This window comes from Pseudomonas sp. D2002 (genome assembly GCF_013385735.1).
Classification (GTDB): domain Bacteria; phylum Pseudomonadota; class Gammaproteobacteria; order Pseudomonadales; family Pseudomonadaceae; genus Aquipseudomonas.
Window position 1 is genome coordinate 440,559 of the sequence record NZ_JACAPL010000006.1, and the last position, 23,462, is coordinate 464,020.

The window sequence follows — 23,462 nt, forward strand, 5'->3', positions numbered from 1 at the left end:
TGGGGGTGCGCTTTGCGCGAAATTGTCCTGATCAACATCACTGGCGAAGACCGCCCGGGTCTCACCGCAGCCATTACCGGTGTTCTGGCCCAGGGTGGTGTGAATATTCTCGACATCGGCCAAGCCGTGATCCACGACACCCTGTCGTTCGGCATCCTGGTGGAAATCCCGAGCACCGAGCAGGCTTCGTCGGTGCTCAAGGACATCCTGTTTACGGCGTATAAGCTCGATCAACAGGTGCGTTTCACGCCGGTGTCCGAAGCCGATTACCAGCATTGGGTGGAAGGCCAGGGCAAAAAACGCCACATCGTCACGCTGCTGACCCGCAAAGTTACCGCCGAACAATTGCAGCGCGTGAGTTCGATCACTGCGCAATACGGTTTGAATATCGACCACATCGACCGTTTGTCGGGTCGCATGCCATTGGACACGCCAGCCGACAAGGGCAAGGGCTGCATTGAGTTCTCGGTGCGCGGCGAGCCGGCTGATCCGCAAGCCCTGCGCGCTGAATTCCTCAGCGTGGCCCAGGAGCTGAATGTCGACATCGCCTTCCAGGAAGACTCGCTGTTCCGTCGCAACCGCCGCCTGGCGGTATTCGACATGGACTCCACGCTGATCGAAGCCGAAGTCATCGACGAGTTGGCCAAGGCTGCCGGTGTGGGCGAGCAGGTGTCCGAAATCACCGAGCGCGCCATGGCCGGTGAGCTGGATTTTCGTGCGAGCTTCAAGGAGCGCCTGGCGTTGCTCAAAGGCCTGGATGTGAGCGTGCTGGACTCGATCGGTGCGTCGCTGCGCCTGACCGAAGGCGCCGAAACCTTATTCGCCGAACTCAAGCGCCTGGGCTACAAAACCGCAATCCTGTCAGGTGGCTTCACCTACTTCGCCAAGCAATTGCAGGCCAAGCTGGGCATCGACTATGTGTTCGCCAACGAGCTGGAAGTGGTGGATGGCAAGGTGACCGGCGTGGCGGTTGAGCCGATTGTCGACGCACAGCGCAAGGCGGATCTGCTGAAGGAATTGGCCCACAAGGAAGGCTTGCGTCTGGAGCAGACCATTGCGGTCGGCGACGGCGCCAATGACTTGCCGATGCTGGCGATTGCCGGGTTGGGTGTGGCGTTCCGCGCCAAGCCGTTGGTCAAGCAGTCGGCCAAGCAGGCGATTTCGACCTTGGGGTTGGACGGTGTGTTGTATCTGCTGGGCTTTCGCGACCGGGATGGTCAGCTGTAACACCGTAATCACTGAAAGAGTACGGTCAATGTGGGAGCGGGCTTGCTCGCGAATGCGGTGTAACAGTCAACAGAGATATCGACTGATCTACCGCTTTCGCGAGCTAGCCCGCTCCCACATTTTGATCTTCAATCGGCTTTAATCAGGCTTTAGGCGCGGCGATACCCTGGCCCATCTGCACCGGCGTACCCGCCACCAGTTCTTCAGCCCACTTCACCTGGTCCGGCCCGAACAGCACGATCGCAGTCGAACCCAGCTTGAAGCGGCCCAGTTCGGCACCTTTCTCCAAGTGAATCGGCGCGCGTGCGGCTTCGTCGTAGCGGAAGGTTTTCAGCTCGCGTTTCGGCGGCGTTACCAGCCCGGCCCACACGGTTTCAATCGACGCGACGATCATCGCACCCACCAACACCACCGCCATCGGGCCGCGTTCGGTGTCGAACAGGCAGACAACACGCTCGTTACGTGCAAACAGCTCCGGCACATTTTCGGCGGTGGTCTGGTTGACCGAGAAAATCCGCCCCGGCACATACACCATCTCGCGCAGCGTCCCGGCCAGCGGCATGTGCACGCGGTGGTAGTCCTTCGGCGACAGGTAGATGGTGGCGAAGTCGCCGCCCATAAACGGTGCAGCCACTGCCGCGTCACCGCCCAGCAGTTCCAGCACGCTGAAGCTGTGGCCCTTGGCCTGGAATACCCGGCCATGTTCAATCGGGCCCAACTGGCTGACGGCACCGTCGGCTGGGCTCAATACCGCGCCTGGGGTTTGATCCAGCGGGCGGGCGCCGTCTTTCAGCGCGCGGGTGAAGAAGGCGTTGAAGTGCTCGTAGGCGGTCAGGTCTTCAACCAGCGCCAGGGACATGTCCACTTGGTAGCGCTTGGCGAACCACGCCGTGAAGGCGTTCTTGAACCAGCGCACGCGGCACTCGGCAATGCAGCCGGCCAAGCGCGAGAGCAAGTGGTGCGGCAGCAAATACTGGCTGAGGATAAACAACTGCTTTTTCATTAACTGTCCTTTAAACCTTAAATCTCAACGGGGGTGTCGGGGTGGTTGCCCCATTCGCCCCAGGAACCGGCATAACCTTTGACTCGCGGATAACCGAGCGCCTTGGCCACCAGGTAGGTGAAGCCAGAGCGGTGGTGAGTCTGGCAGTGGGTGATGATTTCTTTGTCTTTGGTCAGCCCGAGGTCTTCGAGGATCTGCGGCATGTCGCGGCGGATGCGCAGGTTGCGCGCCTTGTCCATGCCGGCGGTCCATTCGAAATTCACGGCGCCGGGGATGTGGCCGCCCTTGGCCGCCAGGACTTTTTCGCCGGAATACTCCAGCGGGCCGCGTGCGTCCCAGATGCCCAGATCGGCCGCGCCAAGGCGGCTTTGCAGGTATTCGCGGGTGGCGGTGGGGCCGTCGTGCAAGGTCAGGCTGACCGGGCCGCCGACCGGGGCGGGCACCTCGGTGGACAGCGGGTGGTTACCGTCCAGCCATGCCAGCAGGCCGCCGTCCAGGTAGTGGTATTTCTGGTGGCCGATCACGTCGAGCATCCAGATGAAGCGCCCGGCCCAGCCACCGCCTTCGTCGTCGTAGACCACGTAGGTCGCGTCCGGGGTGTGGCCCAGTTCACCGAAGAGTTTTTCCAGGTCGGCCTTGTTCGGCAGCAAACCGGGCGCGGGTGGCTGGCCCAGTTGGGTGCGCTTGGGGTCAACGAAATGCGCGCCGGGGATATGCCCTTCGGCGTAGCGGGCGGCACTGGTGAGGTCCACCAGAATCAGGTGTTCGGCATCCAGTTGACCGAGCAGGTCGCTGGACTCGATCACCAGCGGCAAGCCAGAGAAGTCAGGCATGTGAGGTCTCCTGGGCACAAATGTTGGCGGTAAAAGAGGGCGATTGTAGCGCAAGCATCAAGCGCTGCGGTTGGTAAAGCTGTGCAGGGCTTTCTCGATGCATTGAGCAGTTTTGCCGAACGCCTGCACGGTGGTTTCCGAGAACGGCCCGCCGCCCTGGTCGGCGACCATCAGCATCACCACCTTGCCGTTGCAGCTCAAGGAGCGTAGCAACAGGTGTTCGCCGGTGAACAGGCGGCGCAGGATCGGCGGCAGCAATGCCGAGAACTGTGCGTGATTGTCCGGCGTGAGGCGCACCTGGGCAGACTTCTCCAGCAGGCGTTGCAACAGCGTGCTGTTGACCACGTCCAGGCTGAGGTTGGCGGCGTCCTTGGGCAAGCCATCGGCTTGATGCACGCGCAAGGTGCTCAGCGCACGGTCGGCCATAAACAGCAAAACCCGCTGCATGCCGCTGGCGACCAAGGCTTCCTTGGCACACGTAGTCAGGTGCATGGCGTTGGCAAAACGGCTCGGCTCCACCAGCAGCTCGGTGCAGCGCTTGCGCCACACGGCCAGCGCTTCGGCAGTGGGCGGCGGTGCCGGCAGCAGGCCGCGATGGATTTTCTGCACATGCCACGGCCAGATCAGCGACAGCGCCGGGTGCCAGAGGTCCGGCATCAAGGTGCTGCGCGCGCTGGTCACCGCTTGCTGGTGAACCTGCTGCTGCACGTCGCCCAGCGGCGCTTGCAGGTACAGCGCGGTGAGGTATTGCCAGCGCTCGGTGTGCGGGCAGGTCCAGGATTCCTGGGCCGACATCGCCAGGCCGTTCGCCAGCAGCACGGTGTTGGCTGGTTGGTTGAGCCAGCGGCGCAGGTTGGGTTCGGCGTCGAGCAATTGCTGGTGGCGCAAGGCGTCGTCTTCGCGGGCGATGTGCAGCGCCTTTACCAGCAGGCGTTGTTCGGTCAGCAGCAGGTTGTAGCCCTGGGAGACCCAGATCGGCAGGTGCCAGGCTTCGGTCAAGCCGAGGCACAGGTCCAACAGGCGCACACCGAACAATTCCTGCTCGACCTTGCGTGCCGGCTGGCCTTTATGGATTACCCGCAATTCCCATTCTTCGAGGAGCTTGGGATAGGCGACGGCCATCGGCCACAGTGGCGACAGAAACAGCAGGCTGCCCCAGTGAATGTCCTGCCACAACCGCGCCAGGCGGCTGGCGAACAAACCGTTGGCTTGCTGGGACGCGTGTTGGCTCACCAGCAGCAATTGGCGCAGGGCCACCGGGATGTCTTTTTCCGGCACCGAGGGCAGACGCGCCAGCAACTCTTCGGCGCGTTTGAGGCCCAGGCGGTTCAGCGCCACTTCAAGGTTTTCCGCCGGCTCGGCCATGCTGCCGTGGGTGTGGCTGTTGGCCTCACGCATCACGCTGAGCACCAGCGCCGGGCTGTTTTGCATCAGCTCGGCAATATCTCGCAATGAACTGCGGCTATCGCGAATGGCTTTGCACACACGCTCGTGGCTGGCCTGGGGAACGGGCAGCAGCACCTCGTCCAGGCGCTTGATCCAAGCGGCGAGTGTGGTGGGTTTTGTCGTTGGAACTGTCGTTTCATTAGCCATGATTGGGGCGCGATCATCACTTGCATTCAACACGCCCGGAACGGGCCGAATTGGCTTTTCGCCTTAACGGGCTATAGTCTGGCGCAGTTTTGCCGATAAGTAGAACAAGAGTTTTCAGCTTCACCCAATATGTCCATGAACCCGACGGCGCAAGTACCAATCTCCTATGGCTAAAATTATCGGCATCATCGTCGTCATCGCAAGTGTGCTCGGTGGGTACGTCCTGTCCCACGGTAAAATTGCCGCGTTGATCCAGCCCTTCGAAGTGCTGATTATCGGCGGTGCCGCGTTTGGCGCATTCTTGCAGGCCAACCCCGGCTACATGACCATGCACGTGATCAAGAAGTCGCTGGGCATGTTCAGCTCGCGCTTCTCCCACACCTTCTATTTGGAAGTGCTGGGGCTGATCTACGAGATCCTCAACAAGAGCCGCCGCGAAGGCATGATGGCCATCGAAGGCGACATCGAAGACGCCGCCGCCAGCCCGATTTTCGCCAAGTACCCAGCGGTGCTCAAAGATGAGCGCATGACCGCCTACATCTGTGATTACCTGCGCATCATGTCCTCCGGCAACATGGCGCCGCACGAGCTGGAAGGCTTGTTCGACATGGAGCTGTTCAGCCTTAAAGAAGAGCTGGAACACCCATCCCACGCCGTGACCGGCGTTGCCGACGGCATGCCAGGTTTCGGTATCGTTGCGGCGGTACTCGGTATCGTGGTGACCATGGCGTCCCTGGGCGAAGGCGACCAGAAGGCCATCGGCATGCACGTAGGTGCGGCACTGGTAGGTACCTTCTTCGGTATTCTCGCCGCCTACGGTTTCTTCGGCCCGCTGGCGACTTCCCTGGCCCACGATGCCAAGGAAGAAGTGAACCTGTACGAAGCGATCAAGGCGTGCCTGGTGGCTTCGGCATCCGGCATGCCGCCGTCGCTGGCGGTGGAGTTCGGGCGCAAGGTGCTGTACCCGAAACATCGCCCGAGTTTTGCCGAGCTGGAACAAGCGGTTCGCGGTCGCTAAGTCATGGAAAACAACCAGCCGATAATCATCAAGCGCGTCAAGCGCTTCGCTGCGGGGCACCATGGCGGCGCCTGGAAAATCGCCTTCGCCGACTTTGCGACGGCGATGATGGCGTTCTTCCTGGTGCTGTGGCTGATGTCCACCGCCACGCCCGAACAGAAGATCGCCATCGCCGGTTACTTCAAAGACCCGATTGGCTTCTCGGAAAGCGGCACCCCGTTTGTGATCGACCTGGGCGGCTCGCCGCAGCTGGCGCCTGAGCGCACCATCAACCCCGAGGTCAAGACGGAAGCGCCGCAGGAAAAAATCCCGATTGAGCGCGACACCGTCGAGGCCATGGCCGAGCAGGTCGAGCAAGAGCGCCTGGAGCTGTTGCTGCAGGAGTTGCAGACCAAGGTTGAAGAGAACCCGCAGCTGCTGAAATTCAAGGACCAGATTTCCTTCGAAATCACCCCGGAAGGCCTGCGCATCCAGATCACCGACGCCGCCAACCGGCCGATGTTCGATTCCGGCAGCGCGCGCTTGAAGCCGTACTTTGAGGACATCCTGCTGGCCATGGCCGACACCATCAAGGCGGTGCCGAACAAGATCAGCATCAGCGGCCACACTGACGCCAAGCCGTATGCGGGCCAGGGCGACTTCGGCAACTGGGAGCTTTCCGCCAACCGCGCCAACGCTGCCCGCCGTGCGTTGGTCGCGGGCAGCTATCCGGACCCGCAAGTGGCCCGCGTGGTGGGTTTTGCGTCCTCGCAGTTGTTTGATCCCAAGGATCCGTTCAACCCGATCAACCGTCGTATCGATATCGTCGTGCTGACCAAAAAGGCCCAGCGCGCGATTGAAGGCGATCAAGGCGCAGCGCCGACGGCACCGACCCAAGGCGAAGGCGCGCCAGGCGAAGTGCCGGCCGACCCGAACGCCATCCCGCCAGGGCAGGAACCGCTGCCGGCGCATGAGCTGCGGCAGAAGCTGAACCTGTTTGATGACGGTGGGGTGAAAGATCCGACGGCGCCTGCGCCTGGGTCGTAAAGGGTCTTTACACAACATCCATAAAAACGCCCCGATAGTCGGGGCGTTTTCAATTCTGCTCAGAGTGGCAGGTAGGCTTTGACACCACTGATCACACCTCGCATGTCATCGATGCACAGGCGCGGCACGAAATACTCTCGGCCTTTGGCACGTGTCTTTCTGTGGAGTTTGTCGAGGCGTTCGAAGCTCACGGTATAAATCATGTCGCACTTCACCCAGAGCTGTTTATAGCCGTCTGATTGAAGGGGGTTGGTGCGCAACAAATGGTGCCAGTCGTGTTGGATATCTGGCGCGGTAGAGGAGATCGGCACCACTGTACAGAGCTTGCGGTTGTGGGTTGCGGTGGGAGATATCACGACGACTTTGCGAATCTTCAGCATTTCCGGAGCCACAAAGCCTCGGGTGAAGTCGCAGAGCAGCACATCGCCTTGTTTGGGGTGATAGTAGAGAGCCAAGTGTTAATTCCCCACAAAAAGCAAAGCCGCCCGAAGGCGGCTTCATTCGACACGCAGTGGAGCTTGCTTCGCCCCTTCTGCGCCGCTGGATCAACCCCGAAAAGGATCCAGACTCCTGCCAGCTTTCGCCGGTGACGGAGCAATTATGGGCATCGGGAAATCCGAATACAAGCTGGCTTGTGCGTATGAGCCACCCAGTTGGTCCGGATTCTTGATGCCTGCTCCTATTAAATCAATGGACTAGGGCCTACAGCGCCCTAGTTTATGTGTATCAAGAAATGGATCGTTAATAACTGCTCTCCGGCAAGCTCGCAATAATCGACCGGTAGCTGTTCATCCGCTGCTGCTGCACGCGGCCGTCTTCCAGGGCCTTGAGCAACGCACAGCCCGGCTCGCGGTCGTGTTTGCAGTCGCGGAAGCGGCAGGTGCCGATCAGGTCGTTGAACTCGATGAAGCCCGCTTCCACGTCACTGCGGCTGACGTGGCCGAGGCCGAATTCACGGATGCCTGGGGAGTCGATCAACTCACCGCCGCCGGGGAAGTGGAACAGCCGCGCGGTGGTGGTGGTGTGGGTGCCCTGACCGGACAGCTCCGACAGCGGGCCGACGCGGGTGTCGACTTCCGGCAGCAGGCTGTTGACCAGCGACGACTTGCCGACGCCCGACTGGCCGACGAACACACTGATGCGCCCGTCCAACTGCTGTTGCAGCTGTTCCATGCCGTTGCCGTGGTGCGCTGAAACTTCCAGCACCGGGTAGCCCAGCGTGCGGTAGACCGCCAGCAGCGCGTTGAGCGCCGGGGCGTTCTGCTCGTCGATCAGGTCGAATTTGTTCAGCAGCAACAGTGGGCGAATGCCCGCATGTTCGGCTGCGACCAGGTAGCGGTCGATCAGGTTGGCATGTGGCTCTGGCAGCGGTGCGAACACGATCACGATCATGTCGACGTTGGCCGCCACCGGCTTGAGCTGGCCGCGGCTGTCGGGGCGGCGCAATTCGGTGGTACGCGGCAACTGGGCGACGATCACGCCGATGCCCTGGTTGCCGGCACGCCACACCACCTTGTCGCCGGTGACCAGCGCAGGCAGGTTGGCGCGCAAGTGGCAACGGGAAACAGAGCCTGCGAGTTCGCCTTCGAGCGCCTCGACTTCGACCTGCACACCAAAGTGCGCGATCACCAGGCCCGTTTGTTCGGGGCCCAGGTCGCCGCCCTCGAGCGCTTCCACGGCGGAGGATTCACGTTTGGCGGCGCGAGCGGCGCGTTCACCTTGAATCTTTTCGATGCGCCAGTTTTGGCGACGGTTGAGCTGGCGTTTGGCCATTGGTGTTCCGTATCGATAATGCAAAGGTTGGGTAAAACGGTCGCGAGTCTAGCACGGCCCCGCCTGCTAAACTGCGCAGCTAAGCCAAGGTGCCAAGAGAATCAAGCCATGCAAAACCCACAGAACCTGATTTGGATCGATCTGGAAATGACCGGTCTGAACCCCGACACCGACGTCATCATCGAGATGGCGACGATTGTCACCGACAGCAACCTCAACACCTTGGCCGAAGGTCCGGTGATCGCCATTCACCACAGCGACGCCGTTCTCGCCACCATGGACGAGTGGAACACCCGCACCCACGGCAACTCCGGCCTGACCCAGCGCGTGCGCGACAGCCGCATCAGCATGGCTGACGCCGAAGCTGAAACCATCGCCTTCCTGGAAAAGTGGGTGCCCAAGGGCAAGTCGCCGATCTGTGGCAACAGCATTTGCCAGGATCGCCGCTTCCTTTATACGCACATGAAGGGGCTGGAAAGCTACTTCCACTATCGAAACCTGGATGTGTCCACTTTGAAAGAGCTGGCTGCACGTTGGGCGCCGGAAGTTAAAGACAGCTTCCATAAGGGCAGCACCCATTTGGCGCTGGATGATATTCGCGAGTCGATTGCTGAGTTGCAGCATTACCGCAAGCATTTCATCAAGGCTTGAAGATGTAGTGCCTGAGCCGACGCCTTCGCGAGCAAGCCCGCTCCCACATTTAACCGATTTCCACCTTTGGAATGCAGTCGAATGTGGGAGCGGGCTTGCTCGCGAAGGGCGCGCCTCGGTCTTTCGCCAAACGCCCCCTTTTGGTGCCATCACCAAATGATTAGACTGCGCGCCTCTTTGCAAGGATCGCCATCATGCTGTTGATGCTCTACCTCATCGCCATCACCGCCGAAGCCATGACCGGCGCCCTGTCCGCCGGGCGGCGCGGCATGGACTGGTTTGGCGTGGTGCTGATCGCCTGCGTCACCGCCCTGGGCGGTGGTTCGGTGCGCGATGTGCTGTTGGGGCATTACCCGCTGACGTGGGTCAAGCACCCGGAATACCTGGTGCTGACCTCCATCGCGGCATTGGTGACGATCTTTATCGCGCCGTTGATGCGCCACCTGCGCTCGCTGTTCCTGGCGCTGGATGCCGTCGGCTTGGTGGCGTTCACCTTGATCGGCTGCATGACCGCCCTGGAAATGGGCCACGGCATGTTGGTGGCGTCGGTCAGCGGCGTGATCACCGGGGTGTTCGGCGGCATCCTGCGAGATATTTTCTGCAACGACATCCCGCTGATCTTCCGCCGTGAGCTGTATGCCAGCGTGTCGTTCCTGGCCGCGTGGTTCTACATGCTATGCCTTTACCTTGCGCTGCCGAGCGAGCAAGCGATTCTGCTGACGTTGTTCAGTGGCTTTCTACTGCGTCTGCTGGCGATTCGTTTTCACTGGGAAATGCCCAAGTTCGTCTACAACGACGACGTGCACTAACGCGTAGCGTGCCTGTTGAGCGCCCACTCCACGTGTTCGCGCACCAGTTCCGAGGGGTAATCCCGGCGCGCCTTCAAGGCTTCCAGCACCGGAATGCTCGACGGCGCATTGCCCAGCCCGACCGCCAAGTTGCGCAGCCAGCGCTCATAACCGGCGCGGCGTAGGGGCGAGCCTTCGGTGCTGCTGAGGAATTTATCCTCGTCCCACATAAACAGTTCGGCCAGCTCGGCGTTATCCAGATTATGCCGTGGCTTGAAATCGCCCTCAGCGGTGGCGCGGGCGAAACGATTCCACGGGCAAACGATCTGACAGTCATCGCAACCGAACACGCGATTGCCGATCAGCGGGCGCAAGTCTTCTGGGATGGCGCTCTTGAGTTCGATGGTGAGGTAGGAAATGCAGCGTCGCGCGTCCAGTACATAGGGGCCGACGAAGGCATTGGTGGGGCAAATGTCCAAACACGCGGTGCAGCGGCCGCAGTGCTCGGTGCTGTGCGGGGCGTCAACCGGCAAGGGCAAATCGACAAACAGCTCGCTCAAGAAGAAGTAGCTGCCGGCCTTGCGATTGAGCACCAGGGTGTTTTTGCCGATCCAGCCGAGACCGGCCTGCTCGGCGATGGCTTTTTCCAGCACCGGCGCGCTGTCGACAAAGGCGCGAAAGCCAAACGGGCCGATCTGCGCCTGAATGCGGTCGGCCAGTTGCTGCACGCGTTTGCGGATCAGCTTGTGGTAGTCGCGGCCGAGGGCGTAACGGGATATGTAGGCTTTTTCTGGCTTGGCCAGCAATTGCGCCATTTGGGTGTCGCCAGGCAGATAGTCCATGCGCAGCGACACCACACGCAGCGTGCCCGGCACCAGTTCGTCGGGGTGCGAGCGTTTGCTGCCATGGGCGGCCATGTAATCCATCTCGCCGTGGTAGCCCGCGTCGAGCCAGCGTTGCAGATGCTGCTCATGCTCGGCCAGGTCCAGGCCGCTGATGCCGACTTGTTGAAAGCCCAGCTCGCGGCCCCAGTCTTTGATCGATTGGGCGAGGGCGGGCAGATCGGTGGTGATGGCAGGCATGAGACAAGGGAAACCGCAGGTTAGATAGGTATAATTCTGCCAGACATCGGAGCTTGAAGACGCATGCCGCAGACAAAACACGCAATAACCGACGTACAACCCTTATTGCACGGCCATTTGCCGCAACTGGCGGCACGTTCCCCGGACGCCCATAAAGGCCAGTTCGGCCACTTGCTGGTCATCGGCGGCGACCGCGGCTTTGGCGGTGCTGCGCTATTGAGCGCAGAAAGTGCCCTGCGCAGTGGCGCGGGCATGGTCTCGCTGGCGACCCGTGTTGAACACGTGCCGGCCGCGTTGGCGCGCTTGCCGGAAGTCATGACGGTGGGCGTGAGCTCGGCCAACCAATTAATGGGGCTGCTGGAAAAAATCTCAGTGATCGTCATCGGCCCAGGCCTGGGTGATGCTTCCTGGGGTAAAAGCCTGTTGTCCGTTGCCGCCAACGCCAAGCAACCGCAGGTCTGGGATGCGGACGCCTTGAATCAGCTGGCCACTGGCAGTGTCAGCTTGCCGGCCCACTCGGTGATCACCCCGCACCCTGGCGAGGCCGCGCGCTTGATGGGCATCACGACAGCCGAGGTTCAGGCCGATCGCCTTAAGGTGGCGCGCGCGTTGAGCCAGAAATTCAATGCAGTGGCTATCCTAAAGGGTGCTGGCAGTTTGATTGCCAGCCCGGACGGGCGGGTTTCACGCTGCGACCAGGGCCACCCGGCGATGGCCACTGCGGGCCTGGGGGATGTATTGAGCGGGCTAGTCGGTGCATTGCTGGCCCAAGGCATGCCAGCCTATGAGGCCAGCTGCCTGGCCGTGTGGTTGCACGCCACGGCGGGGGATCGCCAAGGCACCTTTGGTCGCGGTTTGGCTGCCAGTGACCTGATACCTGCCATTCGTCAATTGCTGGAGGAGCAGTCACCGTGTCTGAAGTAACCCTTTTTCTGGCCAACGAAGACGCGATGGTTGCGCTCGGTCAGCGCATCGCCCAGGTGACGAAGGGCGCTGGGCTGATTTTTCTCGAAGGCGACCTGGGGGCGGGCAAGACCACGCTGTCACGCGGCATTATTCGCGGGTTGGGCCACACGGGCGCGGTAAAAAGCCCGACGTTTACCCTGGTCGAACCTTATGAAATCGGTGAGGTGCGCGCTTTCCACTTCGACCTCTATCGCCTGGTCGACCCCGAAGAGCTGGAGTACATGGGTATCCGTGATTACTTCGACGAAGACGCGTTGTGCCTGATCGAGTGGCCAGATAAAGGCACAGGCTTTTTGCCAAAGCCGGACCTGACCATTACCATTACGCCGCATGAATCTGGACGTCAGCTGAAGTTGTTGCCCCAAAGCGCGCGCGGTCAGTCGTGGTGCGCCGCTTTGGCATTGGAATTCAAATAATTGGTGGGGTTAGGTATGCGCTTTCGCGCGATGGTTGCTGTCGTAGGGGTGTTGCTTGCGGCAATGACTTTCAATGCTCTGGCTGCTTCACAGGTGAAAAGTGTTCGCCTGTGGCGAGCGCCGGATAACACGCGACTGGTGTTCGACCTGTCTGGCCCGGTCCAGCACAGCGTCTTTACCCTGACGGCGCCTGATCGCCTGGTGATCGACATCAACGGTGCGACCCTGGCCGCGCCGCTGAAAGTCTCCACGGCCAACACGCCGATTACCGCGATGCGCTCGGCCCAGCGCACGCCGACCGACCTGCGTGTGGTCATCGACCTGAAAAAGGCCGTGACCCCGAAAAGCTTTGTGCTGGCACCTAACGCCCAATACGGCAACCGATTGGTGGTCGACCTGTTCGATAATGCCGCCGATGCCGCGCCGCCGCCTGCGCCAACCCCGAGCGTGGCGACGGTGCCCGCCGTGCCGGTCAACCCGTCGCAGCCGCAGGTCAAGCTGCCACCGCCGCCGCCAGCGCCGGCGGGCAAGCGTGACATTATCGTGGTGATCGACGCCGGTCACGGCGGTGAAGACCCGGGCGCCTCCGGCTCGCGCGGCCAGCATGAAAAAGACGTGGTATTGGCCATCGCTCGTGAACTGCAGCGTCAGGTCAATGGCATGAAAGGCTATCGCGCCGAGCTGACGCGTACCGGCGACTACTTCATCCCGTTGCGCGGGCGTACCGAAATCGCGCGCAAGAAGGGCGCCGACCTGTTCGTGTCGATCCACGCCGACGCCGCACCCTCGGCCGCGGCCTTCGGTGCCTCGGTGTTTGCGCTGTCGGATCGCGGTGCCACGTCCGAGACTGCGCGTTGGCTGGCCGACAGTGAAAACCGTTCCGACTTGATCGGCGGGGCCGGCAACGTATCCCTCGACGACAAAGACAAAATGCTCGCCGGTGTACTGCTCGACCTGTCGATGACCGCTTCGCTGACTTCCAGCTTGAACGTCGGCCAGAAAGTCCTGAGCAACATCGGTCGCGTCACGTCCTTGCACAAGCAGCGCGTGGAACAGGCCGGGTTCATGGTGCTGAAGTCGCCGGACATTCCATCGATCCTGGTGGAAACCGGGTTTATCTCCAACTCCAACGAGGCCTCGAAGCTGGCCAGTGCCAGCCACCAGCAGGCGCTGGCGCGTTCGATCAGCGCGGGCATTCGCCAGTTCTTCCAGCAGAACCCGCCACCGGGCACCTACATTGCCTGGCTGCGTGACTCCGGGAAAATCGCCCAGGGCCCGCGTGACCATCGCGTGCAGCCCGGCGACACCCTGGCCATGCTGGCCGTGCGTTTCCAGGTCTCGGCCGCTACCTTGCGCAGCGCCAATAACCTGAAAACCGATGAGTTGAAAGTCGGCCAGGTGTTGACCATCCCTGGCACCGAATTGGCGGCGCAATAATGAGCGAGTCAGTCTTGAACAGCGGTTCGCGCATCGAGCTGCTCAGCCCGCGCCTGGCCAACCAGATTGCCGCGGGCGAGGTGGTTGAGCGCCCGGCGTCGGTGATCAAGGAGCTGCTGGAAAACAGCATCGACTCCGGCGCCAAGCGCATTGATGTGGACGTGGAACAGGGCGGCGTCAAGCTGCTGCGGGTGCGCGACGACGGCAGCGGTATCTCGTCTGATGATCTGCCGCTGGCCCTGGCGCGTCACGCCACCAGCAAGATTCGCGACCTCGAAGACCTTGAGCGGGTGATGAGCCTGGGTTTTCGTGGTGAAGCCCTGGCGTCGATCAGCTCGGTGGCACGCCTGACCCTGACCTCGCGCACCCGCAGCGCCGAGCAGGCCTGGCAGGTGGAAACCGAAGGCCGCGACATGGCGCCCCGCGTGCAGCCGGCGGCGCACCCGGTGGGCACCTCGGTGGAAGTGCGCGACTTGTTCTTCAACACCCCGGCGCGGCGCAAATTCCTCAAAGCTGAAAAAACCGAATTCGATCACCTGCAAGAAGTCATCAAGCGCTTGGCTTTGGCGCGTTTCGACGTCGCGTTTCACCTGCGCCACAACGGCAAGACCATCCTCAGCCTGCACGAAGCCCATGATGACGCAGCGCGCGCGCGGCGTGTGTCGGCAATTTGCGGCGCGGGCTTCCTGGAGCAGGCGCTGCCGATTGAAATCGAGCGCAATGGCTTGCGGCTCTGGGGTTGGGTGGGCTTGCCGACCTTCTCGCGTAGCCAGGCAGACTTGCAGTATTTCTTCGTGAATGGCCGTGCGGTACGCGACAAGCTGGTGGCCCACGCGGTGCGCCAGGCCTACCGCGACGTGCTGTTCAACGGGCGGCATCCTACGTTTGTACTGTTTTTTGAAGTCGACCCTTCGGTGGTCGACGTCAACGTGCACCCGACCAAACACGAAGTGCGCTTCCGTGACGGGCGCATGGTGCATGACTTCCTTTACGGCACGCTGCACCGCGCCTTGGGCGATGTGCGCCCGGATGATCAGCTGTCTGCGCCGATCGTCACGGCGGTGGTGCGGCCGAGTGGCCCGCAGGCTGGTGAATTTGGCCCGCAGGGCGAAATGAGCCTGGCAGCCAACCTGCTGCAGTCGCCACAGTCGCAGCCGAGCTATACGACGCCGGCGGGCTCCGGTTCTGGTGCGGGCTATCAGTATCAATACACGCCGCGCCCGCAATCGGCAGTGCCGGTGGCAGAAGCCCAAGCGGCCTATCGCGAATTTTTTGCGCCGCTGCCGGGTGCCGAGCCGAGTACTGTCGCGTTGCCGGAAGGCGGCGGTGATATCCCGCCACTGGGTTATGCGCTGGCGCAGCTCAAGGGCATCTACATTCTTGCGGAAAACGCCCACGGCCTGGTGCTGGTGGACATGCATGCCGCCCATGAGCGGATCATGTACGAGCGCCTGAAGATCGCCATGGCCAGCGAAGGCCTCAGCGGTCAGCCGTTACTGGTGCCTGAATCCCTGGCCGTCAGCCAGCGTGAAGCCGATTGCGCAGAAGAACACCACAGCGTGTTCCAGAAACTCGGCTTCGAATTGCAGCGCCTGGGCCCGGAAACCCTGGCAATCCGCCAGATTCCCGCGCTGCTCAAGCAGGCCGAAGCCAACCGTCTGGTCGCCGACGTGCTGGCGGACCTGATGGAATACGGCACCAGTGACCGCATCCAGGCCCATATCAATGAACTGCTCGGCACCATGGCCTGCCACGGTGCGATCCGCGCCAACCGCCGCCTGGCCTTGCCGGAAATGAACGGTTTGCTGCGTGATATGGAAAACACCGAGCGCAGTGGGCAATGCAACCATGGCCGACCGACCTGGACCCAAATGGGCCTGGACGATCTGGACAAACTGTTCTTGCGCGGCCGTTGATGAGCGCCTTGCCCCCCGCGATCTTCCTGATGGGCCCCACGGCCGCCGGCAAGACCGACCTGGCTATCGAGCTGACCAAGGTGTTGCCGTGCGAGCTGATCAGTGTCGACTCTGCCCTGGTTTACCGGGACATGGACATCGGTACGGCCAAGCCTTCCAAAGCCCTGCTGGCCGAGTATCCGCATAAGCTGATCGACATCATCGACCCGGCCGAGAGCTATTCCGCCGCGGATTTCCGCACTGATGCACTGGCGGCCATGGCCGAAATCACCGCGCGGGGCAATATTCCGCTGCTGGTGGGCGGCACCATGCTCTATTACAAGGCTTTGCAGGAAGGCCTGGCGGATATGCCGCCGGCTGACGCCCAGGTGCGCGCCGAACTTGAGGAAGAGGCTGTACGCCTTGGCTGGCAAGCCCTGCACGACCAGTTGGCGGCGGTTGACCCGGTGTCGGCGGCGCGTATTCACCCCAATGACCCGCAGCGCCTTACTCGCGCGCTGGAAGTTTGGCGGGTCAGCGGCCAGACCATGACTGAACATCGGCTGAAACAAACTGCGCAAAGTGCTGACGCAGGCGCATCTGGGCAGGCAGTATTACCCTATACTGTGGCGAATCTGGCCATTGCTCCGGCAAATCGCCAGGTGTTGCATGAACGAATTGCACAAAGATTCACAATTATGTTGGAACAGGGGTTTGTGGACGAGGTCGTAGCACTGCGTTCCCGAGGTGACCTGCATGCTGGGTTGCCGTCGATACGTGCTGTTGGCTACCGCCAAGTCTGGGATCATCTGGATGGCAAGCTGACGTCAGCCGAAATGCAGGAGCGCGGCATAATTGCCACGCGCCAATTGGCGAAACGCCAGTTCACCTGGTTGCGCAGCTGGAGCGATTTGCACTGGCTGGACAGCCTGGACAGCGACAATCTGTCACGCGCCTTGAAATACTTGGGATCGGTCTCCATATTGAGCTGAGTCCTTGCAATTGCCGTCTATCCTTGGGGGTGTGACGGCCATAAGCTATCTATTTTCCGAATTTTATTATTGATCCTTAAAGGAGTGCGGCACATGTCAAAAGGGCATTCGCTACAAGACCCTTACTTGAATACTTTACGTAAAGAGAAAGTGGGGGTTTCCATCTACCTGGTCAACGGGATCAAGCTGCAAGGCACGATCGAGTCGTTCGACCAGTTCGTGATCCTGCTGAAAAACACCGTCAGCCAGATGGTTTACAAGCACGCTATCTCGACAGTCGTTCCAGTTCGTCCTATCCGTCTGCCTAGCGCAGCAGGTGACGAAGCCGGTGACGCTGAGCCAGGTAACGCCTGATAGGAGTCTCCTTTGTTCTTTGAGCGCCACGGTGGTGGTGAGCGAGTAATCCTCGTTCACTTGGATGGACAGGACCCTGAGGCGCGCGAAGATCCGCAGGAGTTTCAGGAGTTGGCAAATTCGGCCGGCGCCGAGACCGTTGCGTTTTTTAACGTGCCGCGTCATCGGCCAACCGCCAAATTCCTGATTGGCAGCGGCAAGGTCGAGGAACTGCGCGACCTGGTCCACGCTGAAGAAGCCGATCTGGTGATCTTCAATCACACCCTCACGCCCAGTCAGGAACGTAACCTCGAACGTGTTTTCGAGTGTCGCGTGATCGACCGCACCGGTCTGATTCTCGATATTTTCGCCCAACGCGCCCGTACCCATGAAGGCAAGCTCCAGGTAGAACTGGCCCAGCTTGACCACATGAGCACCCGGCTGGTTCGCGGCTGGACTCACCTTGAGCGTCAGGGTGGCGGTATCGGCATGCGCGGGCCGGGTGAAACCCAGCTCGAAACCGACCGCCGTCTGCTGCGGGTTCGCCTGCGCCAGATCAAGGGCCGCCTGGAAAAAGTACGCAGCCAGCGCGAACAATCGCGCCGTGGCCGTATGCGTGCGGATATCCCTACCGTTTCCCTGGTGGGCTATACCAACGCCGGCAAATCCACACTGTTCAATAACGTGACGAAATCGGACGTTTACGCGGCCGACCAACTGTTCGCTACCCTCGACCCGACCTTGCGCCGTCTGGAACTGGACGACCTGGGGCCGATTGTCCTGGCTGATACCGTGGGTTTCATTCGTCACCTGCCCCACAAGCTGGTCGAGGCGTTTCGGTCTACGCTCGAAGAGTCGAGCAATTCCGACCTGCTGTTGCACGTGATCGATGCGGCCGAACCGGATCGCATGCTGCAGATTGAACAGGTGATGGTGGTACTGGGCGAGATTGGTGCACAGGACTTGCCGATCCTCGAGGTCTATAACAAACTCGATTTGCTTGAAGGCGTTGAGCCACAAATCCAGCGCGACGAAGACGGCAAGCCCCAGCGGGTCTGGCTGTCGGCACGTGACGGCAGTGGTTTGGAATTGCTTGAACAAGCCATTGCCGAGCTGTTGGGCAGCGATTTGTTTGTCGGCACCTTGCGCTTGCCTCAGCGTTTTGCTCGACTGCGTGCACAGTTTTTCGAGTTGGGCGCGGTACAGAAAGAAGAATACGACGAAGAGGGTGTCAGCTTGCTGGCCGTTCGATTGCCGCGCTCGGAGCTGAATCGGCTGGTCAGCCGTGAAGGCGTTGTGCCGACGGAGTTCATCGAACAACACACTTTGCAATAAAAGCCTTCTAAAGCGGTTGTGCCGCAGCAGCAGGCATTCTGTAGCATTGGTCGGCGCGCCGTGGGTGCGTCTTTGCTTTATCAGATGGAGAGCGCTATGGCTTGGAATGAGCCGGGTGGCAACTCGAATAATCAGGATCCTTGGGGTGGTAAACGCCGCAATAATGGCGACCGCAAGGGGCCACCAGATCTCGACGAGGCCTTCCGAAAGCTGCAGGAAAGCCTGAATGGGTTGTTCGGTGGTGGGAAAAAACGTGGTGGTGACGACGGCGGTCGCACAAGCAAGGGCGGTGGCTATGGCCTGCTGGGCCTGGGTCTTGTCGTGCTCGCAGCCGTGTGGCTGTACAGCGCGGTTTACGTAGTCGACGAGCAGGAGCAAGCCGTAGTGCTGCGCTTCGGCAAGTACTACGAGACTGTCGGCCCGGGCCTGAACATCTACTTCCCCCCGATCGACAAGAAGTACATGGAGAACGTCACGCGTGAGCGTGCCTACACCAAGCAGGGCCAGATGCTGACCGAAGACGAGAACATCGTCGAAGTGCCGCTGACCGTGCAGTACAAGATCAGCAACCTGCAGGATTTCGTGCTGAACGTTGATCAGCCAGAGATTAGCCTGCAACACGCAACCGAAAGCGCCCTGCGCCACGTGGTGGGTTCCACCGCCATGGACCAGGTGCTGACCGAAGGTCGTGAATTGATGGCCAGCGAGATCAAGGAGCGCCTGCAACGGTTCCTCGATACGTATCGCACCGGTATCACCGTCACCCAGGTGAACGTACAGAGCGCAGCCGCACCGCGCGAAGTGCAGGAAGCCTTTGACGACGTGATCCGCGCCCGTGAAGACGAGCAGCGTTCGCGCAACCAGGCTGAAACCTACGCCAACGGTGTCGTGCCGGAAGCCCGTGGTCAGGCGCAGCGTATCCTTGAGGATGCCAACGGTTACCGCGACGAAGTGGTCTCCCGCGCCAAGGGTGAGGCTGATCGCTTTACCAAGCTGGTCGCCGAGTACCGCAAGGCTCCGGAAGTCACGCGTGAGCGTCTGTACCTGGACACCATGCAGGAAGTCTTCAGCAACACCAGCAAGGTTCTCGTGACCGGCAGCAAAGGTGGGCAGAACAACCTGCTGTACCTGCCGCTGGACAAGATGATCGAAGGTGGTCGTAGCAGCACCAGCGCGCCGGCCACCGGTTCGACCGCTGCTGCCAACGAAGCGAGCGCCCGTGCGGCAGCTGACTTGCTGCAACAGCAAACACGTACCAGGGAGAGTCGTTGATGAGCAATAAATCGCTGACCGCCCTGATTGTGGGCGTCGTCGTGGTCATCGCTGCCTGGAACTGCTTCTACATCGTGTCTCAGACCGAGCGCGCGGTGTTGCTGCAATTCGGTCGTGTGGTCCAGGCGGATGTCCAGCCGGGCCTGCATGTGAAAGTCCCCTACGTGAACCAGGTGCGCAAGTTCGATGGCCGCCTGATGACCCTGGATGCACCGACACAGCGCTTCCTGACCCTGGAAAAGAAAGCCGTGATGGTTGACGCCTACGCCAAGTGGCGCGTCAAGGATGCCGAGCGCTTCTACACTGCGACTTCCGGCCTCAAGCAGATTGCCGACGAGCGTTTGTCGCGCCGTCTGGAATCGGGCCTGCGTGACCAGTTTGGTAAACGCACCCTGCACGAGGTGGTATCCGGTGAGCGTGATGCGCTGATGGCGGATATCACGCGTTCGTTGAACACCATGGCTGAAAAAGAGCTGGGCATCGAAGTTGTCGATGTCCGGGTCAAGGCGATCGACCTGCCCAAGGAAGTGAACCGCAGCGTGTTTGAGCGTATGAGCACCGAGCGTGAGCGTGAAGCCCGTGAGCACCGCGCCAAGGGTAACGAGTTGGCTGAAGGTATCCGTGCGGATGCCGACCGTCAGCGCCGTGTACTGCTGGCAGAAGCCTATCGCGAGTCTGAAGAGGCCCGTGGTGATGGCGACGCTCAAGCCGCGGCGATCTACGCCAAGGCTTACGGCCAGGACCAGGAGTTCTACGCGTTCTACCGTAGCCTGCGTGCCTACCGTGAAAGCTTCGCGAACAAAACCGACGTCATGGTGCTGGACCCAAGCAGCGACTTCTTCCGCTACCTGGAAAAGTCCAAGTAACCAGCCGGTGATTCTGTAGGGCCCACTCCGTCGGGCGGCTAAAATGCCTGGCGGGGTGATCCTTTCAGAAAACGGGTGTATGATGCGGCAGCCGGGAAATTCCCGGCTTTTTTGCGTCTGCATGTTTGATTCGGCAGGCGTGACAGGTTTTTCGAGGAAAGTGCCCGACGAGGCCGCTAGCAGGCCATTTCGTCACGTCGTTCTTGCGCGTTGTTTATGCAGGGGCCGGGCATTTTCTGCTTCACTCAGGGCTCGGCCGAAGGCTGGTCGCCCGGATCATAGGGGAATGGCGTAATGGCAACGGTAGACCGCTGGCTGCTGCCAGATGGCATCGAAGAAGTACTGCCACCAGAAGCTGCGCGCATTGAAGTAGCGCGTCGCCAGGTGTTGGATCTGTTCCAGAGCTGGGGTTACGAGTTTGTCGTGACCCCGCATATCGAGTACCTGGAATCCCTGCTGACCGGCGCGGGCCAGGACCTGGATCTGCGCACCTTCAAGGTCATCGACCCGCAATCGGGCCGGCAAATGGGCTTTCGTGCCGACATCACGCCGCAAGTGGCGCGTATCGATGCGCACACCCTGCGTCGCGAAGGTCCGAGCCGTCTGTGCTACGCCGGCAGCGTGCTGCATGCTCAGCCGCGAGCCTTGTCGTCTTCGCGTAGCCCGATCCAGTTGGGCGCCGAGTTGTACGGTGATGCCAGTCCGAGCAGCGACGTAGAAGTGATCAGCTTGATGCTGGCCATGCTGCAACTGGCGGATGTGCCGGATGTGCACATGGACCTGGGCCATGTGGGCATCTACCGTGGCCTGGCCCGTGCGGCCGGTTTGTCCGGTGAAGTGGAGCAACAATTGTTCGATGCCCTGCAGCGCAAGGCCATCGATGAAGTCATCGCCCTGACCGCTGGCGTGCCTGCCGATCTGGCTGACATGCTGCGCGCACTGGTGAACCTGTGCGGCGGCCGTGAAGTGCTGGTGGCTGCACGTGAGCGTCTGGCCAATGCGCCGGCGCCAGTTTTGGCCGCGCTGGATGACGTATTGGCGATTGCCGAGCGTTTGTCGGCGCGGTTCCCGGAGTTGCCGCTGTATTTCGATCTGGGTGAATTGCGCGGCTACCACTACCACACCGGTGTGGTGTTCGCGGTGTTTGTACCGGGTGTTGGCCAGGCCATCGCTCAAGGCGGTCGTTATGACGATATCGGCGCTGACTTCGGTCGCGCGCGTCCGGCGACCGGCTTTTCCACCGATTTGAAAACCCTGGTGACCCTGGGGCGTGCTGAGGTCGAGCTGCCGTCTGGTGGCATCTGGATGCCCGACAGTACGGACGCAGCACTCTGGCAGCAGGTTTGCCAGTTGCGCAGTGAGGGTCAGCGTGTTGTCCAGGCGTTGCCTGGCCAGCCATTGGCCGCCGCCCGTGATGCGGACTGCGACCGGCAATTGATTCTGCAGAACGGGCTTTGGCAAGTATCGCCACTGGCTTCTTGAGTTTTCCTGCCGGCCATCGCCGGCACCAAGTTTGCGCGAATGAGGACAAGTGTTATGGGTAAGAATGTCGTAGTCCTGGGCACCCAATGGGGTGATGAGGGCAAAGGCAAGATCGTTGATCTGCTGACCGAACATGCTGCCGCCGTAGTGCGCTACCAAGGTGGCCACAACGCTGGCCACACCCTGGTCATCGATGGCGAAAAAACCGTCTTGCACCTGATCCCATCGGGCGTACTGCGCGAAGGCGTGCAGTGCCTGATCGGCAACGGCGTGGTGGTTGCACCTGACGCCCTGCTGCGTGAGATCACCAAGCTGGAAGAGAAAGGCGTACCGGTGCGTGAGCGCCTGCGTATCAGCCCGTCCTGCCCGCTGATCCTGTCCTTCCACGTTGCGCTGGACCAGGCCCGTGAAAAGGCCCGTGGCGAGCTGAAGATCGGTACGACCGGTCGCGGCATCGGCCCGGCCTACGAAGACAAGGTTGCACGTCGTGGCCTGCGTGTGGGCGACCTGCTCAACATGCCGCGCTTTGAAGACAAGCTGCGTGAACTGGTGGATTACCACAACTTCATGCTGGTCGGTTACTACAAAGAGCCGGCCATCGAGTTTGAAAAGACCCTGGCCGAGTGCAAGGAATACGCTGAGCTGCTCAAGCCGCTGATGCTCGACGTGACCGCTGAGCTGCACGACCTGCGTCGCGCCGGTAAAGACATCATGTTCGAAGGCGCCCAAGGTTCGTTGCTCGACATCGACCACGGCACCTACCCGTACGTGACCAGCTCCAACACCACCGCTGGTGGCGTGGCGACTGGTTCGGGTGTTGGCCCGATGTTCCTGGACTACATCCTGGGCATCACCAAGGCTTACACCACTCGCGTAGGTTCGGGCCCGTTCCCGACTGAGCTGTTCGACGACGTGGGCGCACACCTGGCCAAACAAGGTCACGAGTTCGGTGCTACCACCGGCCGTGCTCGTCGTTGCGGCTGGTTCGACGCCGTTATCCTGCGTCGCGCTATCGATGTGAACAGCATCTCGGGCATCTGCCTGACCAAGCTGGACGTGCTCGACGGTCTGGAAACCATCAACATCTGCATCGGCTACAAAGATGCAGACGGTAAAGATGTTGCCCCGACCGACGCTGACAGCTACGTAGGCCTGCAGCCTGTGTATGAAGAAGTGCCAGGCTGGACCGAATCGACCGTGGGCGCCAAAACCCTGGAAGAGCTGCCTGCCAATGCGCGTGCTTACATCAAGCGCGTTGAAGAGCTGATCGGCGCGCCAATCGACATTATTTCGACAGGCCCGGACCGCAACGAGACCATCGTTCTGCGTCACCCGTTCGCTTAATAAGCTGTTGATGTAAAAAGCAAAGGGCTCCTTCGGGAGCCCTTTGTCGTATCTGGCTGGCAAACGGCACGACCCTTGCTAAGGTTCTTTCTTTCGCGGTGCTATCAAATTAATGGCACCCGTGGTGGAG

22 protein-coding genes are annotated in these 23,462 nt (G+C 61.0%); 16 read left to right on the top strand and 6 right to left on the bottom strand.

Annotation, left to right across the window (positions count from 1 at the left end):
* Positions 1-12: 12 nt before the first annotated feature.
* Positions 13-1,227, top strand: a complete 1,215-nt coding sequence (gene serB / locus HX783_RS14895; protein WP_017138476.1) for a phosphoserine phosphatase SerB — start codon at positions 13-15, stop codon at positions 1,225-1,227.
* 142 nt (positions 1,228-1,369) lie between these two features.
* On the opposite strand, the gene asd is transcribed toward serB, so the two are convergent.
* Genes asd through HX783_RS14910 form a run of 3 tightly spaced genes read right to left on the bottom strand, consistent with a single transcriptional unit; the run spans position 1,370 to position 4,656 of the window.
* Complete coding sequence (asd, locus tag HX783_RS14900; RefSeq protein ID WP_159953870.1) at positions 1,370-2,230, bottom strand: archaetidylserine decarboxylase; 861 nt, start codon at positions 2,228-2,230, stop codon at positions 1,370-1,372.
* A gap of 17 nt (positions 2,231-2,247) precedes the next feature.
* Positions 2,248-3,063 (bottom strand): thiosulfate sulfurtransferase, encoded by an 816-nt coding sequence (rhdA, locus tag HX783_RS14905; RefSeq protein ID WP_159953871.1) that lies wholly within the window; start codon positions 3,061-3,063, stop codon positions 2,248-2,250.
* Between the two features lie 57 nt (positions 3,064-3,120).
* Complete coding sequence (locus tag HX783_RS14910; RefSeq protein WP_159953872.1) at positions 3,121-4,656, bottom strand: HDOD domain-containing protein; 1,536 nt, start codon at positions 4,654-4,656, stop codon at positions 3,121-3,123.
* A gap of 166 nt (positions 4,657-4,822) precedes the next feature.
* On the opposite strand from HX783_RS14910, the gene motA reads away from it, so the two are divergent.
* Together motA and motB are read left to right on the top strand one after the other, a co-directional pair.
* Positions 4,823-5,674 (top strand): flagellar motor stator protein MotA, encoded by an 852-nt coding sequence (gene motA, locus HX783_RS14915; protein ID WP_017138472.1) that lies wholly within the window; start codon positions 4,823-4,825, stop codon positions 5,672-5,674.
* A gap of 3 nt (positions 5,675-5,677) precedes the next feature.
* Positions 5,678-6,700, top strand: coding sequence for a flagellar motor protein MotB (gene motB, locus HX783_RS14920; protein WP_177017360.1), 1,023 nt, complete (start codon positions 5,678-5,680; stop codon positions 6,698-6,700).
* A 59-nt stretch (positions 6,701-6,759) separates the two neighbouring features.
* On the opposite strand, the gene HX783_RS14925 is transcribed toward motB, so the two are convergent.
* Both HX783_RS14925 and rsgA read right to left on the bottom strand, forming a co-directional pair.
* Positions 6,760-7,155, bottom strand: a complete 396-nt coding sequence (locus HX783_RS14925) for a type II toxin-antitoxin system PemK/MazF family toxin (protein ID WP_177017361.1) — start codon at positions 7,153-7,155, stop codon at positions 6,760-6,762.
* 286 nt (positions 7,156-7,441) lie between these two features.
* Positions 7,442-8,473 (bottom strand): small ribosomal subunit biogenesis GTPase RsgA, encoded by a 1,032-nt coding sequence (rsgA, locus tag HX783_RS14930; protein WP_003171340.1) that lies wholly within the window; start codon positions 8,471-8,473, stop codon positions 7,442-7,444.
* Between the two features lie 108 nt (positions 8,474-8,581).
* Here rsgA and orn point away from each other — a divergent pair, with 108 nt between their 5' ends.
* On the top strand, positions 8,582-9,124 hold the full coding sequence (gene orn, locus HX783_RS14935) for an oligoribonuclease (RefSeq protein ID WP_177017362.1): 543 nt from the start codon (positions 8,582-8,584) through the stop codon (positions 9,122-9,124).
* Positions 9,125-9,315: 191 nt separating this feature from the next.
* Positions 9,316-9,933: a trimeric intracellular cation channel family protein gene (locus tag HX783_RS14940; RefSeq protein WP_174245660.1), complete on the top strand. Its 618-nt coding sequence runs from the start codon at positions 9,316-9,318 to the stop codon at positions 9,931-9,933.
* Here HX783_RS14940 and queG read toward each other — a convergent pair.
* The gene (gene queG, locus HX783_RS14945; protein WP_177017363.1) at positions 9,930-10,994 is read right to left on the bottom strand and encodes a tRNA epoxyqueuosine(34) reductase QueG; all 1,065 of its coding nucleotides are present in this window, start codon (positions 10,992-10,994) and stop codon (positions 9,930-9,932) included. The genes HX783_RS14940 and queG overlap by 4 nt on opposite strands.
* 63 nt (positions 10,995-11,057) lie before the next feature.
* Here queG and HX783_RS14950 point away from each other — a divergent pair, with 63 nt between their 5' ends.
* The 11 genes from HX783_RS14950 (at position 11,058) to HX783_RS15000 (ending at position 23,332) form a co-directional block, all read left to right on the top strand.
* Positions 11,058-11,918: an NAD(P)H-hydrate dehydratase gene (locus HX783_RS14950; protein WP_177017364.1), complete on the top strand. Its 861-nt coding sequence runs from the start codon at positions 11,058-11,060 to the stop codon at positions 11,916-11,918.
* Positions 11,906-12,376, top strand: coding sequence for a tRNA (adenosine(37)-N6)-threonylcarbamoyltransferase complex ATPase subunit type 1 TsaE (gene tsaE, locus HX783_RS14955; RefSeq protein ID WP_159953878.1), 471 nt, complete (start codon positions 11,906-11,908; stop codon positions 12,374-12,376). The genes HX783_RS14950 and tsaE overlap by 13 nt, the downstream gene beginning before the upstream one ends.
* Positions 12,377-12,391: 15 nt before the next feature.
* Entirely contained in the window at positions 12,392-13,813 is a 1,422-nt protein-coding gene (locus tag HX783_RS14960; RefSeq protein WP_159953879.1) for an N-acetylmuramoyl-L-alanine amidase, read from the top strand.
* A complete protein-coding gene (gene mutL, locus HX783_RS14965; RefSeq protein WP_371317681.1) occupies positions 13,813-15,729 on the top strand; it encodes a DNA mismatch repair endonuclease MutL in 1,917 nt (638 codons plus the stop codon). The genes HX783_RS14960 and mutL overlap by 1 nt, the downstream gene beginning before the upstream one ends.
* Positions 15,729-16,700 carry a tRNA (adenosine(37)-N6)-dimethylallyltransferase MiaA gene (gene miaA, locus HX783_RS14970; RefSeq protein WP_177017365.1) on the top strand — a complete coding sequence of 324 codons (972 nt, stop codon included), beginning with the start codon at positions 15,729-15,731 and terminating at the stop codon, positions 16,698-16,700. Before mutL ends, miaA begins: the two co-directional genes overlap by 1 nt.
* Positions 16,701-16,793: 93 nt before the next feature.
* The gene (gene hfq / locus HX783_RS14975; RefSeq protein ID WP_159953882.1) at positions 16,794-17,054 is read left to right on the top strand and encodes an RNA chaperone Hfq; all 261 of its coding nucleotides are present in this window, start codon (positions 16,794-16,796) and stop codon (positions 17,052-17,054) included.
* 12 nt (positions 17,055-17,066) lie between these two features.
* A complete protein-coding gene (gene hflX, locus HX783_RS14980; protein ID WP_106577625.1) occupies positions 17,067-18,368 on the top strand; it encodes a ribosome rescue GTPase HflX in 1,302 nt (433 codons plus the stop codon).
* Positions 18,369-18,464: 96 nt separating this feature from the next.
* Positions 18,465-19,640 carry an FtsH protease activity modulator HflK gene (hflK, locus tag HX783_RS14985; RefSeq protein WP_106577626.1) on the top strand — a complete coding sequence of 392 codons (1,176 nt, stop codon included), beginning with the start codon at positions 18,465-18,467 and terminating at the stop codon, positions 19,638-19,640.
* A complete protein-coding gene (hflC, locus tag HX783_RS14990; protein ID WP_017138460.1) occupies positions 19,640-20,506 on the top strand; it encodes a protease modulator HflC in 867 nt (288 codons plus the stop codon). The genes hflK and hflC overlap by 1 nt, the downstream gene beginning before the upstream one ends.
* A gap of 294 nt (positions 20,507-20,800) precedes the next feature.
* On the top strand, positions 20,801-21,988 hold the full coding sequence (locus tag HX783_RS14995) for an ATP phosphoribosyltransferase regulatory subunit (protein ID WP_159953885.1): 1,188 nt from the start codon (positions 20,801-20,803) through the stop codon (positions 21,986-21,988).
* A 54-nt stretch (positions 21,989-22,042) separates the two neighbouring features.
* Positions 22,043-23,332, top strand: a complete 1,290-nt coding sequence (locus tag HX783_RS15000) for an adenylosuccinate synthase (protein WP_159953886.1) — start codon at positions 22,043-22,045, stop codon at positions 23,330-23,332.
* Positions 23,333-23,462 lie beyond the last annotated feature (130 nt).

Excerpts from the sequence above, each read along its gene's own strand:
- motB (WP_177017360.1), top strand. The coding sequence starts at position 5,678 with ATGGAAAACAACCAGCCGATAATCATCAAGCGCGTCAAGCGCTTCGCT.
- miaA (WP_177017365.1), top strand. The coding sequence starts at position 15,729 with ATGAGCGCCTTGCCCCCCGCGATCTTCCTGATGGGCCCCACGGCCGCC.
- motA (WP_017138472.1), top strand. The coding sequence starts at position 4,823 with ATGGCTAAAATTATCGGCATCATCGTCGTCATCGCAAGTGTGCTCGGT.
- HX783_RS14950 (WP_177017364.1), top strand. The coding sequence starts at position 11,058 with ATGCCGCAGACAAAACACGCAATAACCGACGTACAACCCTTATTGCAC.
- orn (WP_177017362.1), top strand. The coding sequence starts at position 8,582 with ATGCAAAACCCACAGAACCTGATTTGGATCGATCTGGAAATGACCGGT.
- hfq (WP_159953882.1), top strand. The coding sequence starts at position 16,794 with ATGTCAAAAGGGCATTCGCTACAAGACCCTTACTTGAATACTTTACGT.
- queG (WP_177017363.1), bottom strand. The coding sequence starts at position 10,994 with ATGCCTGCCATCACCACCGATCTGCCCGCCCTCGCCCAATCGATCAAA.
- rhdA (WP_159953871.1), bottom strand. The coding sequence starts at position 3,063 with ATGCCTGACTTCTCTGGCTTGCCGCTGGTGATCGAGTCCAGCGACCTG.
- hflK (WP_106577626.1), top strand. The coding sequence starts at position 18,465 with ATGGCTTGGAATGAGCCGGGTGGCAACTCGAATAATCAGGATCCTTGG.
- hflC (WP_017138460.1), top strand. The coding sequence starts at position 19,640 with ATGAGCAATAAATCGCTGACCGCCCTGATTGTGGGCGTCGTCGTGGTC.
- HX783_RS14960 (WP_159953879.1), top strand. The coding sequence starts at position 12,392 with ATGCGCTTTCGCGCGATGGTTGCTGTCGTAGGGGTGTTGCTTGCGGCA.
- HX783_RS14910 (WP_159953872.1), bottom strand. The coding sequence starts at position 4,656 with ATGGCTAATGAAACGACAGTTCCAACGACAAAACCCACCACACTCGCC.
- rsgA (WP_003171340.1), bottom strand. The coding sequence starts at position 8,473 with ATGGCCAAACGCCAGCTCAACCGTCGCCAAAACTGGCGCATCGAAAAG.
- asd (WP_159953870.1), bottom strand. The coding sequence starts at position 2,230 with ATGAAAAAGCAGTTGTTTATCCTCAGCCAGTATTTGCTGCCGCACCAC.
- mutL (WP_371317681.1), top strand. The coding sequence starts at position 13,813 with ATGAGCGAGTCAGTCTTGAACAGCGGTTCGCGCATCGAGCTGCTCAGC.
- HX783_RS15000 (WP_159953886.1), top strand. The coding sequence starts at position 22,043 with ATGGGTAAGAATGTCGTAGTCCTGGGCACCCAATGGGGTGATGAGGGC.
- HX783_RS14995 (WP_159953885.1), top strand. The coding sequence starts at position 20,801 with ATGGCAACGGTAGACCGCTGGCTGCTGCCAGATGGCATCGAAGAAGTA.